The sequence below is a fragment of the Flavobacterium fluvii genome (assembly GCF_900129545.1).
Taxonomy (GTDB): domain Bacteria; phylum Bacteroidota; class Bacteroidia; order Flavobacteriales; family Flavobacteriaceae; genus Flavobacterium; species Flavobacterium fluvii.
Window position 1 is genome coordinate 895,579 of record NZ_FQWB01000001.1, and the last position, 17,526, is coordinate 913,104.

The following is a 17,526-nucleotide window of genomic DNA, read 5'->3' on the forward strand; positions in this document are numbered from 1 at the left end:
GTAAATAACTGTTGCCAAATAGGGCGTGGCATAAAACTGATTTTTGCAGATAGAGATATGAAAATAATACCCTGTTAATCAGTAGCTTCAAAGGTAATTATTATTTTTTGAATCTTTAAATAATTCAAATTGAAATATGATGGGTTTGATGTTTTTTAGGCGTTGAAGGTTTAAGAATAATTCAATAAAAATTGGCTGTTGCAAATTTTTGCAACAGCCAATTTTGATTTTAGCGTGGTTGTTTAGTAAATCTGAAAACATGTTGAATTCTTAAAAAGACATTCTCAAAAAAAGTAGTTCGGATTCACGGCAGGATTGACACGGAGACGACACTCGCGTTAATCGTGGAAATATAACTTCTTTAAAGTTTATATAATTCTTTCAAAGCAGAAGAAAAATTTATTGGTTTTCTTCCAAGTAAAATTTCCAAATCACTTGTCACTTTACTGTGTTGGTTGTTTTTTATATCTGCTGCAAATGCTGTAAACACTTGAATAAAATGTTCTGGAACACCTGCTTTTTCTAAAATTCCCTTGTAATCCTCCGATTCAAGTTCTGTATAAGTTACCGTCTTTCCAGAAAGTTTTGATAATTCAGATGCTACATCAGCATAAGAATACGCTTCTGAACCCGTAATTTCATAAATTTTATTTTCATTATAATTAGATAACAAATCATTGGCAATGGCTTCGCCAATTTCTCTGCGAAGAGCAAATCCTACCTTTCCCTTGGCTGTAGGCAACGTAATTCCTGTTTCAAAAGGGTTTTCGCCGGCAAACATCAAAATGGTGTCGGTATATAAATTATTGCGGAAAAAAGTAAACGCTAATCCGCTTTCTTTGATATAATCTTCGGTTAGAAAATGGCTTCCCATCAAAAACTGATTGTCAGAGTTGGAAAAATTTTCCATTGTCACACTGGTATAAGCAATTAATTTTACTCCATTCAGTTTGGCTGCATCAATTACGTTTTTGTGTTGTTGTAAACGATTTACCGGGTCAACTCCCGAAATCAGCAATACTTTTTCGATTCCTTTTAATGCTTCATTTAGTGAATTTGAATTGTCAAAATCTCCAATTCTCACATCAATCCCTTTTGCTTTAAAATCTTTCGCTTTTTCCGCATCTCTTGCAAGAATTGCAATTTTATTTGGTGTCGTTTTTGTCAACAATTGATCGACAACCGATTTTCCTAAATGTCCTGTAGCTCCTGTTATTAAAATCATTTTTTTATTTATTTAAATTTTTAATTACTTTTGTTACACAAAGTAACTAATAAAAGTTTACAATCGAAACAAATGGAATTCAAATAGTAGTAACAATATTGTAACTAATGATGGAAATACACGAAAAAAAATTTGATTGTCCGGTAACGGCAACCTTAGAATTAATTGGAGGAAGGTGGAAAGCTCCAATTTTGTTCTATTTGTCAAAAGGGACTAGAAGATTTGGACAAATTGATGCGACAATATCAGGAATATCACGAAAAGTCCTTACCGAACAGCTAAAAGACTTGGAAAAAGATGGTTTAATAATTCGGGAATATTATAAAGAACTTCCTCCAAGAGTGGAATATTCACTTACTGAATTTGGTCAAAGTTTATCATCTGTTTTTAATGCAATGGTTCATTGGGCAAATGAAAATTTAGTAAAAAAGTAGAAACAAAGATTGTGTTTTGTGAAAGGCAAAGGTTTGTTTCGCTTTATATTTCTGTTAATATAAAATTACCATTCCCATAATAAAACAAGAAACCACCAAAAATCTGATTTTTGGTGGTTTCTTTATTGAATTAAATTAAGATGTTAAATTGTATGCTTCGGATTAAAACCATCCTCGCTTAATTCTTTGTGATCATAATCGGCAACCATTTCGGCTTCATAATCGATTTTTTCAGCTTTGGATAATTTGGCTTTGATTTTCTCCATAATTTCATAAATCACGGGAACAATAATCAAGGTCAGGAATAATGACGAGATCAATCCACCAATAATTACCCAAGCCAAGCCGTTTTTCCATTCGGCACCAGCTCCAGAAGCCAATGCAATTGGGAACATACCGAAAACCATTGCAATGGTGGTCATCAAGATCGGACGAAGACGAGCGTGATTCGCCTGGATCAATGCTCTTCTTATTGATTCACCAGCTGCTCTTCGTTGGTTGGTGTAATCCACAAGCATGATCGCGTTTTTACACACCAGACCAATCAACATAATGATACCCAAAATGGTGAAAATATTAAGTGTTTTGTTAGTCAAAGCCAATGCCAGCAATGCTCCAATAAACGAAAGCGGAATGGCGAACAATACCACAAACGGGTGCATAAAACTGTCATATAAACCAACCATTACCAGGTAAACCAAGATGATGGCGGCCAATAAAGCGATTCCTAAAGTACCAAAACCTTCGCTTTGGTTTTCTTGGTCTCCTCCCCAAATGTAATCTACACCAACTGGTTTCTTCAATTTTTCCAGTTTTGCTTGCCATTGTGTTACAATTGTTCCTGTTGGAACCCCAACGTTTTGCCCTTGAACCGTTACCGAAGCCGATTTATCTCTACGCTCCAATTGGCTAGGTCCCGAACCTTCAGTAATAGCAGCAAACTGTGACAGTTTGATTTGTTGGCCAGCATTGTTGATGAAAATTAGATTACTCACGTCGGAAATGTTTTTTCTGTCAAAAGCATTGTATTTAATGTTGATGTCGTACTCATATTCACCGGCTCTAAACTTCCCATCAGTGTTACCGCTATAAGCTGTTTGCATTGTCATACCAACTGTTTGTAGCGTCAATCCCAAAGCAGCCATTTTATCACGATCCACCTGAACATTTACTTCAGGGTTTCCTGCTTCAACAGTCAGTTTGATTTCGGTTGTTCCCGGAATGGTGCGCAATTCAGCTTCGGCTAATTTAGCAAAAGCCATTGCGGCTTCTGTGGAAGGTCCTGTAACAATCAATCCAAGTTTTGCATTTTCTGCAGTACCCAAAATACCAACTGGAACTGTTTTTACTTTGGCTCCAACCAATACTTTTTCGAGTTTACGTTTGATTTTCGCGGCATACACTGAAGCAGCATCTGTACGTTCTGATTGGTCAATCATTTTTACGTCAATCTCCGCTTTGTAGGCAGTGGCTTGTGCACCTCCCATACCTTCACTGGTTTGTCCCACGGTTGTAATTTGGCTATGAACATATTCCTGATTTTTCAAAAAGGCTTCCGCTTTTTGAGTCATGAAGTTGGTTTGCTCCAATGAAGCGTCTTTCGGCATTTCGATTTGAACCAAGAACTCTCCACTATCTGAAGAGGCAAAGAATTCACCGCCTATAAATCCACCGCCAAACAAACTGAATATTGTTCCGAAAAACAAAATCAATACGACTCCAATGGTTTTTATATAATGATCCAAACACCAGTTCAACAATTCGGTTACCCAATTCGTAAAACGAGTTAATAAACTTTCGAATCCAAGAATCGTTTTCCCGAACAAGTTTTTTCCTTCGATATGTTCCAGTTTTCCAAAACGAGAGGACAACCACGGAATAATGGTAAACGAAGCTAACAATGAAAACAGGGTTGATATAATTACCGTTACACAGAACTGCGTGATAATATTAGAGACCAATCCAGAACTCAAGGCAATAGGCAAGAACACCACCACAATTACCAATGTAATCGAAGTTACGGTTCCACCAATTTCGGCTGTACCGTCAAAGGAGGCACGAATACGGCTTTTACCCATTTCCATGTGTCGGTAAATATTCTCCAATACCACGATGGCATCATCGACCAAAATACCTACCACAAGGGATAATCCCAATAAACTCATCAAGTTCAATGTGTAGCCCAAAAGATAGATTCCAATAAAAGTGGCTATTAACGAAGCAGGAATCGATACCATTACAATTAATGAATTTCGAATACTGTGCAAGAAAAACAACATTACAAAAGCAACCAAAACTACCGCGATCAATAAATCATGAAGTACGGAATCTGCAGCGTCCAAAGTATAAACCGTGCTGTCTTTGGCTATTTCCAGTTTTAAGTCACTGGTTTTATAATCCTTTTCTAGTTTTGTAATACTGTTCTTTAACAGCTCACTTACCGCTACGGCATTGGCATCTGATTGTTTTACTACTTGTAAAATAATCGCGCTTTTTTGATCTATGCGAGAGATTTTCTCGGCAATTTTTTGGGTATCTTGTACATCGGCAATGTCGTTCAAACGGATTTCGATTCCGTTTTTAGAAGATACGACCAAGTTTCTTAGTTCTTCAACATTCTTGTATTTTCCGGCAAGACGAATCAATATCTTTTGGTCACGAGTTTGGATGTTTCCAGTTGGGAAATCCAAGTTGGATGCCAAAATAGTTTGCTGCACCTGCGGAACAGAAAGTCCGTAACCCTGCATTTTTACGGCGTCAAGATTCACTTGAATCTCTCTTTCTTGACCTCCAATAACGTTTATCTGTGCCACACCGGTAACACGAGATAAAACAGGAGCGATTTTTTTGTCTATCAAATCATAAAAAGCGGCTTCGTCCATTTTTCCGTTGGCGCCAATTGTCATAATTGGTAAATCATCCAACGAGAATTTTGATAACGAGGGTGTTTTGGCATCATCGGGTAAATCACTGATGATGGCATTGATTTTTCGCTGGGCATCATTCATCGAAATGTCGATATTCGCTTGTGTTGTCAGCGTAATGGTAACTACAGACAAGCTTTCGTATGATTTGGAATCAATCTTTTTGATGTTTTCCAAAGAGGCGATTGCGTCCTCCACTTTTTTGGTAACCGTATTTTCTACCTCACTTGGAGAAGCTCCCGGATAAACGGTGGAAATTGCGATTACATTGGATGCAAATTTAGGAATCAATTCATAGCCTAATTGACTATAGCTGAACAGTCCGCCAAGTGTTAGAATCGTAAACAATACAATTACCAACGAGGGACGTTTTATGGATATTTCTGCTAATTTCATAAGTTTTGGTTGTTGACTATTAAAATCAATTATTTGATAATTTCTACTGTATTGCCGTCTTGCAAGTTGATTTGCCCTGTTACAATTACAGTGTCTCCATCAGATAATCCGTCAACTATTTCTACTTGTTCTCCCAGGATACGACCCGCTGTTACTTTTTTCAATTTGGCTGTGTTATTTTCCACTACAAAAATCTCGTTACTGCTCACACTTCCCACGAATGCATTTCTAGGAACTACTTTCAATTGTTGTTTTTGTTTCGAACCAAAATTGGCTGTTCCGTACATTCCGGCTTTTAGGCTTTTTTCAGGGTTGTTGGCTATTTCAATTTCAATCGGAAAATTCAAACTCTCATCTGCTTTGGCAGCGATAAAAGTGATTTTACCCGAGAATGATTTGTCTGGAAAAACGCTTGATGAAACGGCTACCGTGCTTCCTAATTTTAAGCTGGTTACTTGGCTTTCGTTTACGCTAACGTTTAATTTTAGTCTAGAAACATTCACGATGTCAAACATTGCCGTAGCGGGCATGCCAGCTAAAATAGAACCTGGCTCAATGTATCTTTTATTGATAAATCCATTAATTGGCGCTTTGATTCGAGTATCGCCAACATTTATTTTAGCTTGTTTCAAGTTTGATTGGGCTTGGGTCAAAGCTAATTTTGCCTGATCCAGTTGTTGTTTGGTAACACCGCCTGAAGTAAAAGCATTTTCATATCTGTTGTAATCTGATTTGGCATTTTGGTATGCAGCTTCCGCAGTTTGGGCATTTACATTGATCACGTCGCCTCTTACAACTGCAAGTGCTTGTCCAACGGTTACATAATCGCCTTCTTTTACCAAAACGCTGATTACTTTACCTGATTTCTCGGCAGAAAAAGTCAATTCCTGAATCGGTTCAAAACTTCCGTTGGCCACAAAATCCAAGGTTAATTCTTGTGTTGTCACTTGAGCTGTTTTTACGGATACGGACGCATTTTTTTCGGCAACGATATCGGTTTTTGCTTTATTCTCTTTCTTGTTTTTATTTAAAATAAAACCGATTAATCCTAATGCGACAATAATTACAATTAGGGTTGTTATATACTTTTTCATGTTGGTCTAGTTGTTTATAAGTGTTTTAAGTTCTCCTTTAGATTTGATTAATGTTATTTCGGCAATTTTGTAAGCCAAGATTGCTCTCGTGTAATTATTTTGCGCTTCAAGTGAGGCATTGTCGGCATCCAATAAATCGGTTAATGAAGCCAATCCCTGAAGGTAATTGTTCTTGGTGTTTTTCAGGATGTCTTCAGCCAGACGCATATTTTCTTTTTGATTTCTGATGGTTATAAGGTTGTTCTCAATTTGAGTTTTGGCATTGATATAATCCAAATCAAGAGCCAATTGGGTATCTTTGATGTCTTCTTGAAGAGTCCTTATTTCAACATCGGCTTGTCTTACCCTGGCACGAGTTCCAAAACCATTAAAAATTGGAATTCTCAAATTCAATCCAATGGCGGAATAATCAGACCAATACACTCCATCTGCAGGTTTTGCAAATAGAGGCACTTCAGGACCTTGGCCTAAATAGTTGTATCCTGCCACCAAGGAAAGAGTTGGGTAATATTCGGCTATAATGGCTTTCTTTTGAAATCCTAAAAGTTCTTCTTGTTTTTTCAAGAGCAAATATTCGGTTCTGTTTGCCGCATTAGGAGCTTCGCTCAATGCAGTTGGAGTTACTTCAAATTCGGTTTTTGGAAAACTGATTGGTGTTGCAATCGGCATCCCCATATAAAACTTCAACGCATTTTCTTGTAAGTCAATTTGATTTTTGACTTGTTGACGATCCGTGTCAATGTTGGACATTTTTACGTTGATTCTGTCTAAATCAATTTTTTTGGCCAAGCCATTGTCAAATTGTCCTTTTACTATGTTGCGAACTTTTGTGGTATTCACATAATTGCTGTCCAATAAAGTCAATCTTTCTCGAAGTACAAACACGGAATAATAATTATTGGCTACTCTTTCGATTATTTGTTCTTCCGTGAGTTGATTGTTTATTTGGTAGAATTCTCTGGAAGTTTTTGCGGCTTTCAATCCTGTAAATACCGCTTGGTCAAAAATCGCTTGATTTAGCGAAACTCCAGCTCCCGATGTCCATTCTTGGCCAAAAGCAACTTGTATTGATTCTCCAGGTTTTCCAAACATTGCTCCATCAAGTACATTGGTTTGCAAAATGGGATTGTAGGTTAAACTTCCGTTGGCAGTTATTTGAGGTAAAGCAAGGGAGCGAATTTCTTGAATTTTGTATTCGTTGTTTTCTATTTGCAGTTTTGATTTTTTGGCCTCCGCTTTATTTTGTAATGCATACGTTATGGCATCTTTCAAGGTTAAAGTGGTGACTTGTGCATTGACTGAGAGGCCAATTGTACACAAGAATAGTAGCATTCTGTTTTTCATTGATGATTAATTATGGATGTTTTGTAATTGTTTTTCGAGTTCGATTATTCCTTCGACAGTTGCCATTGCCCTGGTGTGGTATTCTAGGGCTTTTAATTCCAATTTTTGTGCTTCTACCTCGGAACGCGTATTTTCATTGATGCTGAATATTAAATAATAATAGAATTTGACGTAAGTTTCGATATCCAAATTATTTCGATATAATTTTTGTTCAATTCCTTTTTCTATGTTTTGCCTAAAACAAGAGTTGCAATCATCAATCTCTCTTTTCATTACTTGTTGATAAATCTCGGGGTAATGCTTTTTCAATTGATAAAGAGGAGAAGTGTCACCGGCTTTGAACATTTCCTTGAACATCTTCCTGATGATGAAATTTTCCTCGATGGCATTGTGATTTTCGGCGACAATGCTGTCAATAAGTTGGTGTACTTCTTTGTGGGCCATTGTTGTCGATTCCTCAATCAGGATTTCCTTGTTGCAGAAATATTTGTAAATTGTTTTCTTTGAAATGCACATTTCTCCCGCAATATCATCCATCGTCACGCTCTTGAAACCAAGTTTCAAGAACAAGTCGGTTGCTTTTGCTATAATTTTATCTTTCATGTTTAGATAATATTTAAATTTTGGAAATCATTGCGATTTCATTTTATTTAAATTGAAAATTCCAGATTGGCCACCAATTTTAGATTTTTCCCCAATCCAAATTTTTCTTTCGAATTGTTGAAATTTTTGTCCAGTCCAAAATCATTTCTATTGATGTCTCCTTTTATTTCAAAAGCCGCTTTTTTTGCTCCGTTGTAATTGTTGATACCGATGAATTCTGCATCCAATTCCACCATTTTCGTGACATCTTTTATGGTCAAATACCCTTTCAAGAAATTGATGTTGTTCTTTATTTTTTGAAAAGAGGTCGATTTGAATCGAATAAGCGGTTTTTTGCTTGGGTTGACATTCATTTTGTTTTGCAATGCAGTTTCTTTTTTGGAAGAAAAAGTATTGCTGTCTAAATAAAATTCTACGGATGCATCTTCGATTTGATCTTCATCAAGGGACACAAAACCATCAAAGTGATTGGTTTCGCCACCCAAATAAGTGATTGTAGAATCTTTCATTTTGATTAACACATCTGATTGGTCTGAATCAATGGTCCATTTCGTTGCCATAACTTGGTTTGATTTATAAGGTAAAAAGGCCTTAAGGGTTTTAATTTCTGGTGCAAAGATAGGATGGAAACTTTGAATACCAAAATAGTTTCCAAAGTATTTTTGAAATTTATTTTAAACTTTATATTTGAAACTCCAAAGCCTTGATGGCTAGTGTATACAGTAAAACCGCGCTACGGGATGGAAAAAGCCAACCCTATATTTTTTATTTCGATTTGTCTGTAAAAACAAAAAACCACCCAAAATCAAGTCTCGGGTGGTTTCTTCAAGAGGGGCAAAAAATATTATGCTTCAGTAGCTCGGGCTAATCTTCTGTCGCGCAAGGCGTACTTCATTCTTTTTACCAGATAGAACATTACCGGAACCATCACCAAGGTCAAAACCGTGGCATAAGTCAATCCGAAGATAATGGTCCAGGCCAAAGGTCCCCAGAAAATCACGTTGTCTCCACCCATAAAGAAGTGTGGATTAAAATCAGTGATTAAGGTAAAGAAGTCAAAGTTCAAACCAATCGCCAACGGAATCAATCCCAAGACTGCCGTCAAAGCGGTCAACAATACCGGACGCAAACGTGATTTTCCAGATTCGATGATGACTTCCTTGATTTCGTCCAAGGTCAAATCATCGTGCGATTCCACGCCTTTGTCGTACACTTTTTTATCCATCAGCAAGACGAAGAAGTCCATCAACACGATTCCGTTTTTCACCACGATACCCGCCAACGAAATGATTCCCATCATCGTCATCAGGATTACGAAATCCATGTTGGCAATGACATAACCGTAGAAAACCCCACTGAAACTCAGGATTACCGTGAATAAAATCACCATCGTTTTCGATACCGAATTAAACTGCAATACAATGATGATGGTAATTCCTGCCAATGCCAAGAACAGGGCATACATCAGGAAACTTTGGTTTTTTCCTTGTTCTTCCTGTACTCCGGAGAAAGAATAACTTACCTCTTTTGGCAATTTGTAATTCTTCAATTCTGTTTGGATTTGTTTGGTGATTTCATCACCATTATAACCCGTCAACACATTCGAATAAACGGTCATTATTCGCTTGTGGTTCTTTCTTTTAATTTGGTTGTAGGTCTTCGTTTTTTCGGTTTGCGAAATGGCGGAAACTGGAACTTGAACGATTTGTCCGTTGTTCTGGTTTCTGAAAGTCAACGACTGGTTGAAAAGAATGTTTTCATTCTTGCGTTGATCGTCCTGCATACGCATTACGATATTGTAATCGTCATCACCTTCTTTGTAAGTCGAAATCTCCTGCCCATAAACGGAACGACGCAAGGCAAAACCTAATTGTCCGGTGGAAACACCCATGCTTCCGGCGTTTACTCGGTCAACTTTTACTTCCAGTTCCGGACTGTCTTTGTTGATGTCAATACTCAGTTTTTCAATTCCGGGAATGTTTTTCGAATCGATGAAGGCGATCATTTTATCGGCTTCTTTCAGCATCGAATCATAATCCTCTCCTTTCAATTCAATACTGATCGGATAACCCGCTGGTGGTCCATTGGCATCTTTTTCGACCGTGATCGTTGCTCCTGCAATGGCTTTTACCTTGGAACGAATTTCTTCCAAGATATCCGATGTATTGATTCCTTTGCGGAATTTGAATTCCGAGAAACTCACCGTTACTTTTCCTTTATAAGGCGTTTCAGAAGCAGAACCCGCATCGACATTTGGATTTCCCGCGCCAATACCTACCTGGGAAACGATAGATTCGGCAAGGAAGTTTTTATCCGTTTTTGGATCTACATATTTTTGCAGGACTTCTATAACCTGATTTTCTACAAACAAGGTCGCTTTATTGGTTTTTTCAATCGAAGTTCCCTGCGGATATTCAATATAAGCAATTACCTGATTCGGTATGTTGTCCGGGAAAAACAATACTTTTCTAGGGAAAACACCCAACAATACAAAAGAGAAAAACAACATTCCAATAATGGCTACCAATGCAAACCAAGATTTTCTTTTGGTAAGGATATTGGCCAAAAAGGCTTTGTAATTATTTTCTAGTCTAGGAAAGAAACTGTGTTGGAAGTCCTGTGTCCATTGGTAAATCTTCAAGAAATACAACCACATCAGTCCTGTTGAAATTAATAACAAGTGACCAATTCCTCTCAGGAATTTACTGTCATAAGTATATTTCGATCCAATAAAGGCAAGAAATACTCCGAATGCCACAAATAAAATAGTGTAGAATTTCAAACTCTTTTTAGAAACGTTTTTGTCTTCAATATCCATTGAACCTCCCGTCATTGCAGCATTCACGACCATTGCCACAAATAAAGATGCGGTAAGGGTCACGGTCAAAGTCATCGGGAAATATTTCATGAATTTACCCATCGTTCCTGGCCATAAGGCAAATGGCAAGAACGCCATCAATGTAGTGGCTGTCGATGAAATTACGGGCCAGGCAATTTCGCCAATACCCACTTTCGAGGCTTCTATTCTGGGTAATCCTTTTTTCATGTTGGCAAAAACGTTGTCGACCACCACAATTCCGTCATCCACCAACATTCCCAGTCCCATTACCAATCCAAAAAGAACCATCGTATTCAATGTTAATCCTAAAGCCGAAAGTATCGCAAAGGCTATCATCATGGACAACGGAATTGCAGTTCCCACGAATAGGGAGTTTCGTAATCCCATGGTAAACATCAAGACGATCATTACCAGAATAATCCCGAAAATAATGTGGTTTGACAATTCATCCACCTGATGTTCCACACGAGAAGACTGGTCGTTTGTCATTTCGATTTTCAGGTTTTTAGGCAAATAAGATCCTTGTGCTTTTTCTATTCTTTCTTTTACCTGTTCGATGGCAGAAATCATGTTTTGACCGGAACGTTTTTTCACGCTTAGCATCACCACTTCATTCCCTTTTTCACGGGCATAAGTGGTTTTTTCTTTCTCTTTGAAACTAACAGATGCAATGTCTTTTAGGTAAACAGTTCCGCCGTGCGATTTCACGATAACGTTTTCCAGTTCTTTCGGGTCTTTGATTTCACCGACAATTCTAATGTTGTTTCTGGAGCCTTGTGACACCAAATTCCCTCCCGAAAGCGTCATGTTTTCAAATTTAACCGCATTCTGGATTTCGTCGAAAGTCACTTGCGCCGCCGTCATTTTGAAGATGTCCACTGCAATTTCCACTTCTTTGTCATCCACGCCAAGAATGTCAACTTTCTTCACTTCGGAGATTTCTTCCAGGTCATCCTGGATTAATTCTCCGTATTTTTTAAGCTGTTGGGTAGTGTAATTTCCTTGCAGGTTGATGTTCAAAATTGGCACTTCTTCAGAAATGTTCAATTCAAAAACATTAGGTTCCACTTTACTGCCATTATCCAGATTAGGCCAATCCGTATCTGCTTTGGCATTGTCAACTTTGTCCTTGATTTTTACTTTAGCCGCATCAATGGTAACATCATCGTCAAACTCGGCGATAATCATTCCGTAATCCTGAAACGAACTCGAAGTTACTTTGGTAACACCACTGATGTTTTTGATTTCCTTTTCCAATGGTTTGGTAACCAATTTTTCGACATCTTCCGCTGAGTTTCCGGGAAAAACAGATGAGATGTACACTTTGTTTTCGATGATTTCCGGGAAATCTTCGCGAGGCATTGTAATATAGGCATAAACCCCAGAGATTACAATGATTGCTGTCAGGATGTAAACCGTAACACGATTGTCGACGGCCCAGCTTGATATGCCGAATTGTTTGTTTTGGTGACTCATATAATTTGAGATTTTAGATTAACGATTTTTGATTTTAGATGTGTATTGTGTAATTCTATAAGGAATTATATTTGAGATTTGAGATTTAAACGATGCAGAAATCTGCAATCGAAAATCGTTACCCGAGCTCTGAAAGAGCGAACAGGCGGAGCAATCTTCATTCAAAAATCATTTTAAAAGTTTAGTTTCATTCCTTCAGAAACAGCGTTTGCACCTTCGGTAACAATGATGTCATTATCTGATACTCCGCTTAAAATTTCAGTTACATTATCGGATGACTGACCTAGTTTTACGATTGCTTTCTTGGCAGTTCCCGTTTTTCCGTTTGAATTGGTAACGATGAAAACATATTTGTTTTTTTGTCCGTCTTCCTGAATCACGTTGGTAGGAACAACAACTGCATTATTACTCACGTAATCCGTGATTTTAAGATTAGCTACCTGGTTAGGACGCAACAAGTTTTCCGGATTTGGAACACTTACTTCAATACCAAAACTCCTGTTGCTAGGATTCACGAAATTACCAACTTGACGTACTTTTCCTTTATACGTTTTTCCCAAAGAAGACAAGATAACGTCTACTTGTGTGCCTACTTTTAGTTTGCCAATGTAAGTTTCAGGAACAGAAGTCGAAACATACATATTGGTTAAATTCACGATACGCATTAATCCTTGGGTACTTGGTGCCACAACTTGTCCTTTTTCTACAAAAACTTCGTCGATAGTTCCAGTAAATGGAGCTCTTATTACTGTTTTTGCCAATTGTGCCTTGATTTGGGCAACACCTCTTTGAGCAGAAATCATTTGTGTTTGTGCTTGCAGATATTGAATTTCAGAACCAATTTTTTGGTTCCAAAGATTTTTTTGACGCTCAAAAGTTGTTTTTGCCAAAGCATATTGGTTTTCCTGGCTGGCCACTTGTTGGCTTAAACCAGCATCGTCAATTCTGCCCAAAATTTGTCCTTTTGTAACTCGTTGACCTGCTTTTACATTCAACTCAATCAAGGTTCCTTGGTATTCTGGTTGCACCAAAATGTTTTCTTTGGTATCTACGCTACCTTGAATTTCAAGATAATGACTGAAAACAGTGTCTTTTACAGTAAGTACAGAAACCAATGCTTCTTCTGTTTTTACATCCAATGTTTCCAATGCCTCGTCAATTTTTGCCAAATCGGCTTGGATTAAAGTTTTCTTGGCTTGAAGTCCTTTTACATCTTTTGATGCAATCAAAGTGTCAATGTTTGTGTTGTCTTCCTTCTTTCCACAAGCGAAAAGGAGTAATGAAAGGGCCGAGATGATAAATATTTTTTTACTCATGACTTTTATATTTTTTTGGAATTCGTGAATCTTCGATTTCATTTGTATGGTTATTTAAATTGGATTATTGTTTGTTGATTACTTTTTCTAAAGCTGCTTTTTTGTTGATTACATCTACCATGGATTGCAGGTATTTTTGTTGTGCACTGTACAATTGTCTTTGTGCATCATTATAATCAAAGCTGGAAGACAAACCTTCGGTAAATTTGATTTGTTGCTTTTTTTCGATTCTTTCGGCAAGGTTCAAATTGTTTTTTGCCGTGGTATATTCTTCAACGCTAAATTCGTAGTCCGTTTTGGCTGCGGCATATTGCAATTTCAATTTTTGTTCGGTTTCCGTCAATTGGGTTTTAGCCTGGTCTAAAGCAATTTTGGCTTGTTGGGTTCTGGAACTTCTGGCCAAACTGCTAAAGATGGGAACATTCAAACTTACACCAAGATTGGAATAATTAAACCAATTTTGATTTTGGGTAAAAAACTGGAATTCATCCTTGTAAGCATTGGTTCCATAATTTAGATTGGCTGACAATGAAGGCAAAGCTTTGCTTTTTTGCAGTTTTAATTCTAATTCTCTTTGTTCTTGAAAGTTCTGCGCTATTTGATAATTTACATTTTGGGAAACCGCAAATTCGCTTTGGGAAAAAGCCATGTCTAAATTAGAAATAGTCAAATTATCTAATTTGTCCGTTAGTTTCAAATCATCGTTGATTTCCACTCCCAACGTCATTTTAAGCATCTTATATGCCACGTCAACCAGTCTTTTGTTGTAGTTCAATGTACTGTTTATCGAGGTTAACGTGATTTCTAGTTGCTCCACGCTTTCTTCTTCGATCAAGCCATTTTTGAAAGTAGCTTTGGTGTCTGATAACGTTTTTTCTAAAGTGGCTTTGTTTTTCTCCAGAATAGTGATGCTTTCTTCTGCCAACAAAACATTTCCATAGGAATTGATTACCGCTTCCTTGATTTCGAAATCGGTTTTTTGTTTTGCATTTTCATAGTATTTCATATAGGTTTTTGAAGCCTGCAAAGCCACAATGTAGGAACCATCAAAGATTAATTGGCTTAAAGTGGCGCGTGCCGTCATATTGTGTTTGGTTCCGAAGGCAACTGTGGCATATTCTCCAGGGTTTCCCCCAAAAAATTCGGCAGGGACAACAGATTTTTGCAAAACAAAATTGTTGGTGTAATCTACGCTACCACTAATTTGCGGTAAACCCATTGCCGTTGTTTCCCATTTTTTCTCTTTGGAAGCTTCGATGTCTCTACCGGCATTTATGGCTGTATAATTGTTGGTTAAAGCATGCGCTATTGCTTGCTCCAAACTAAAATTATATCTTTTCTGTTCTTGCGATTTTGCCGTCAGGGCAAAAACGAATAAGGGGATTAAAAATAGTTTCTTCATGGATTATTTGTTAATGTTTTGTAATTGGTTTTCGAGTTCGATTATTCCTTCGGCAGTTGCCATTGCCCTGGTGTGGTATTCCAAGGCTTCTAATTCCAATTTTTGTGCTTCAACCTCGGAACGTGTATTTTCATTGATGCTGAAAATTAAATAATAATAGAATTTGACGTAAGTTTCGATATCCAAATCATAGCGATATAGTTTTTGTTCAATTCCTTTTTCTATGTTTTGCCTAAAACAAGAATTGCATTCCTCAATTTCTCTTTTCATTACTTGATGATAAATCTCGGGGTAATGCTTTTTCAATTGATAAAGGGGAGAAGTGTCACCGGCTTTGAACATGTCCTTGAACATCTTCCTGATGATGAAATTTTCCTCGATGGCATTGTGCTTTTCGGCCACGATGCTGTCAATAATTTGGTGTACTTCTTTGTGTACTAACGTGGTACTCTCTTCGATAAGTATTTCCTTGTTGCAGAAATATTTGTAAATTGTTTTCTTCGAAATACACATTTCTCCCGCAATATCATCCATCGTCACGCTCTTGAAACCAAGTTTCAAGAACAAATCGGTTGCTTTTGCTATAATTTTATCTTTCATATGAAGATTTTTATTGTTTTTTTGGTGATATGGTATCGCCATTCTACCTTGCTGTTTGTGATTTTTGAATTATGGCGATTTCATTTTTTTAAATTGTAAATTCTAGATTGGCCACCAATTTTAGATTTTTTCCCAATCCAAATTTTTCTTTCGAATTGTTGAAATTTTTGTCCAGTCCAAAATCGTTTCTATTAATGTCTCCTTTTATTTCAAAAGCCGCTTTTTTGGCTCCGTTGTAATTGTTGATACCGATGAATTCGGCATCCAGTTCCACCATCTTGGTGACATCTTTTATGGTCAAATACCCTTTCAGGAAATTGATGTTGTTCTTGATTTTTTGAAAAGAGGTTGATTTGAATCGAATAAGCGGTTTTTTGCTTGGGTTGGTATTCATTTTGTTTTGCAATGCAGTTTCTTTTTTGGAAGGGAAAGTATTGCTGTCTAAAGAAAATTCTAGAGATGCATCTTCGATTTGATCTTCATCAAGGGATACAAAACCATCAAAATGGTTGGTTTCGCCACCCAAATAAGTGATTGTTGAATCTTTCATTTGGATCAACACATCCGATTGGTCTGAATCAATGGTCCATTTAGTTGTCATAGCTTGGTTTGGTTTATAAGACAAAAAGGTCTTTTAGGGTTTTGATTTCTGGAACAAATATATAATGGAAACTTTGAATACCAAAATAGTTTCCAAGGTATTTTTAAAAATTTATTCTAAACTTAAAGTATCAGCTTTTTTAAGTTACTTTGTAAACTTTAAATTTGAAAATCTAAAATCAACAGTAATGCTTCCTATACACGAATATCAAGAGCAATTTTTAATTTATTTGGAAAGTCAAAATATTGCCAAAGAACCCAAAAATCTTTACCAACCCATAGATTATATTTTGCAGTTGGGCGGCAAAAGAATACGTCCGGTTTTGACCTTGATGACGGCCGATATTTTTGACGCCGATTATAAATTGGCTTTGCCGGCAGCAATGGCAGTCGAGGTTTTTCATAATTTTTCCTTGGTTCACGACGACATTATGGACGATGCCCCTTTGCGAAGAGGCAAGGTTACGGTTCACGAAAAATGGAACATCAACACCGGAATTCTATCTGGCGATGCCATGTTGATTTTGGCTTACCAATATTTCGAAAATTACCAACCGGAAACTTTTAGAAAACTGGCCAAATTATTCAGCAAAACGGCTCTCGAAGTTTGCGAAGGACAGCAATATGATGTAGATTTTGAAACCCGAAACGACGTCACGATTCCAGAATATCTAAAAATGGTCGAATACAAAACAGCCGTTCTTGTTGCCGCAGCAATGAAAATGGGTGCGATTGTGGCTCGTTCTTCCAAGGAAAATAGAGGGTTGATTTATGATTTCGGTCTTAATTTGGGTTTGGCTTTCCAGTTGCAGGACGATTATCTGGATGCTTTTGGCAATCCTGAAACCTTCGGAAAACAAGTGGGCGGCGACATCATTGAAAACAAGAAAACCTATTTATACCTGAAAGCCCTGGAGTTTTCAAAACCAGCCGAAAAAGAACAATTATTGCAATTGTTTTCCGTTAAATTAGATGACAACACAGATAAAATAGCCGCCGTCAAAGAAATTTTCAACGCAACAGGGGCTTCAAAAGCTACCCAAAAAGCCATTGAAGAATATACGTTGAAAGCATTCGAAACCTTGGAAAAAATGAATATTTCCCAAGAGAAAAAAGAAGTCTTGAAAGCTTTTGGCGAAAACTTGATGGAAAGAAAGGTTTAAAACAACAATTTCAATAGCAAAATTCAATTTCAATATTGGAGACTAATATTTTTGCCATTGAAATTGCCATTGAAATTGCCATTGCATTTTGCCATTGCCATTGAAAATTA

The 17,526-nt window shown here is 37.2% G+C and carries 13 protein-coding genes; 2 read left to right on the forward strand and 11 right to left on the reverse strand.

Features of this window, described 5'->3' with window-relative positions; genetic code table 11:
- Nucleotides 1–361 precede the first annotated feature (361 nt).
- Nucleotides 362–1,225, reverse strand: a complete 864-nt coding sequence (locus tag BUC16_RS03755) for an SDR family oxidoreductase (RefSeq protein ID WP_073368039.1) — start codon at nt 1,223–1,225, stop codon at nt 362–364.
- A 107-nt stretch (nt 1,226–1,332) separates the two neighbouring features.
- Between BUC16_RS03755 and BUC16_RS03760 the strand changes: the two genes are divergently transcribed.
- A complete protein-coding gene (locus tag BUC16_RS03760; RefSeq protein ID WP_073368040.1) occupies nt 1,333–1,659 on the forward strand; it encodes a winged helix-turn-helix transcriptional regulator in 327 nt (108 codons plus the stop codon).
- 143 nt (nt 1,660–1,802) lie between these two features.
- On the opposite strand, the gene BUC16_RS03765 is transcribed toward BUC16_RS03760, so the two are convergent.
- The 10 genes from BUC16_RS03765 to BUC16_RS03810 form a co-directional block, all read right to left on the reverse strand.
- Nucleotides 1,803–4,979, reverse strand: a complete 3,177-nt coding sequence (locus BUC16_RS03765; RefSeq protein WP_073368042.1) for an efflux RND transporter permease subunit — start codon at nt 4,977–4,979, stop codon at nt 1,803–1,805.
- A gap of 29 nt (nt 4,980–5,008) precedes the next feature.
- Nucleotides 5,009–6,073 (reverse strand): efflux RND transporter periplasmic adaptor subunit, encoded by a 1,065-nt coding sequence (locus BUC16_RS03770; RefSeq protein WP_073368043.1) that lies wholly within the window; start codon nt 6,071–6,073, stop codon nt 5,009–5,011.
- Between the two features lie 6 nt (nt 6,074–6,079).
- Complete coding sequence (locus BUC16_RS03775; RefSeq protein ID WP_073368045.1) at nt 6,080–7,417, reverse strand: TolC family protein; 1,338 nt, start codon at nt 7,415–7,417, stop codon at nt 6,080–6,082.
- Nucleotides 7,418–7,423: 6 nt separating this feature from the next.
- The gene (locus BUC16_RS03780; RefSeq protein WP_073368046.1) at nt 7,424–8,020 is read right to left on the reverse strand and encodes a TetR/AcrR family transcriptional regulator; all 597 of its coding nucleotides are present in this window, start codon (nt 8,018–8,020) and stop codon (nt 7,424–7,426) included.
- 47 nt (nt 8,021–8,067) lie between these two features.
- Nucleotides 8,068–8,580: a YceI family protein gene (locus tag BUC16_RS03785; protein WP_073368048.1), complete on the reverse strand. Its 513-nt coding sequence runs from the start codon at nt 8,578–8,580 to the stop codon at nt 8,068–8,070.
- A gap of 284 nt (nt 8,581–8,864) precedes the next feature.
- Entirely contained in the window at nt 8,865–12,335 is a 3,471-nt protein-coding gene (locus BUC16_RS03790) for an efflux RND transporter permease subunit (protein ID WP_073368049.1), read from the reverse strand.
- 173 nt (nt 12,336–12,508) lie between these two features.
- Nucleotides 12,509–13,651, reverse strand: a complete 1,143-nt coding sequence (locus BUC16_RS03795) for an efflux RND transporter periplasmic adaptor subunit (RefSeq protein ID WP_084546103.1) — start codon at nt 13,649–13,651, stop codon at nt 12,509–12,511.
- Nucleotides 13,652–13,715: 64 nt separating this feature from the next.
- Nucleotides 13,716–15,053 carry a TolC family protein gene (locus BUC16_RS03800; RefSeq protein ID WP_073368053.1) on the reverse strand — a complete coding sequence of 446 codons (1,338 nt, stop codon included), beginning with the start codon at nt 15,051–15,053 and terminating at the stop codon, nt 13,716–13,718.
- Between the two features lie 3 nt (nt 15,054–15,056).
- The gene (locus tag BUC16_RS03805; RefSeq protein ID WP_073368054.1) at nt 15,057–15,653 is read right to left on the reverse strand and encodes a TetR/AcrR family transcriptional regulator; all 597 of its coding nucleotides are present in this window, start codon (nt 15,651–15,653) and stop codon (nt 15,057–15,059) included.
- 88 nt (nt 15,654–15,741) lie between these two features.
- A complete protein-coding gene (locus tag BUC16_RS03810) occupies nt 15,742–16,254 on the reverse strand; it encodes a YceI family protein (RefSeq protein ID WP_073368056.1) in 513 nt (170 codons plus the stop codon).
- 187 nt (nt 16,255–16,441) lie between these two features.
- Between BUC16_RS03810 and BUC16_RS03815 the strand changes: the two genes are divergently transcribed.
- Complete coding sequence (locus BUC16_RS03815; RefSeq protein ID WP_073368702.1) at nt 16,442–17,416, forward strand: polyprenyl synthetase family protein; 975 nt, start codon at nt 16,442–16,444, stop codon at nt 17,414–17,416.
- Nucleotides 17,417–17,526 lie beyond the last annotated feature (110 nt).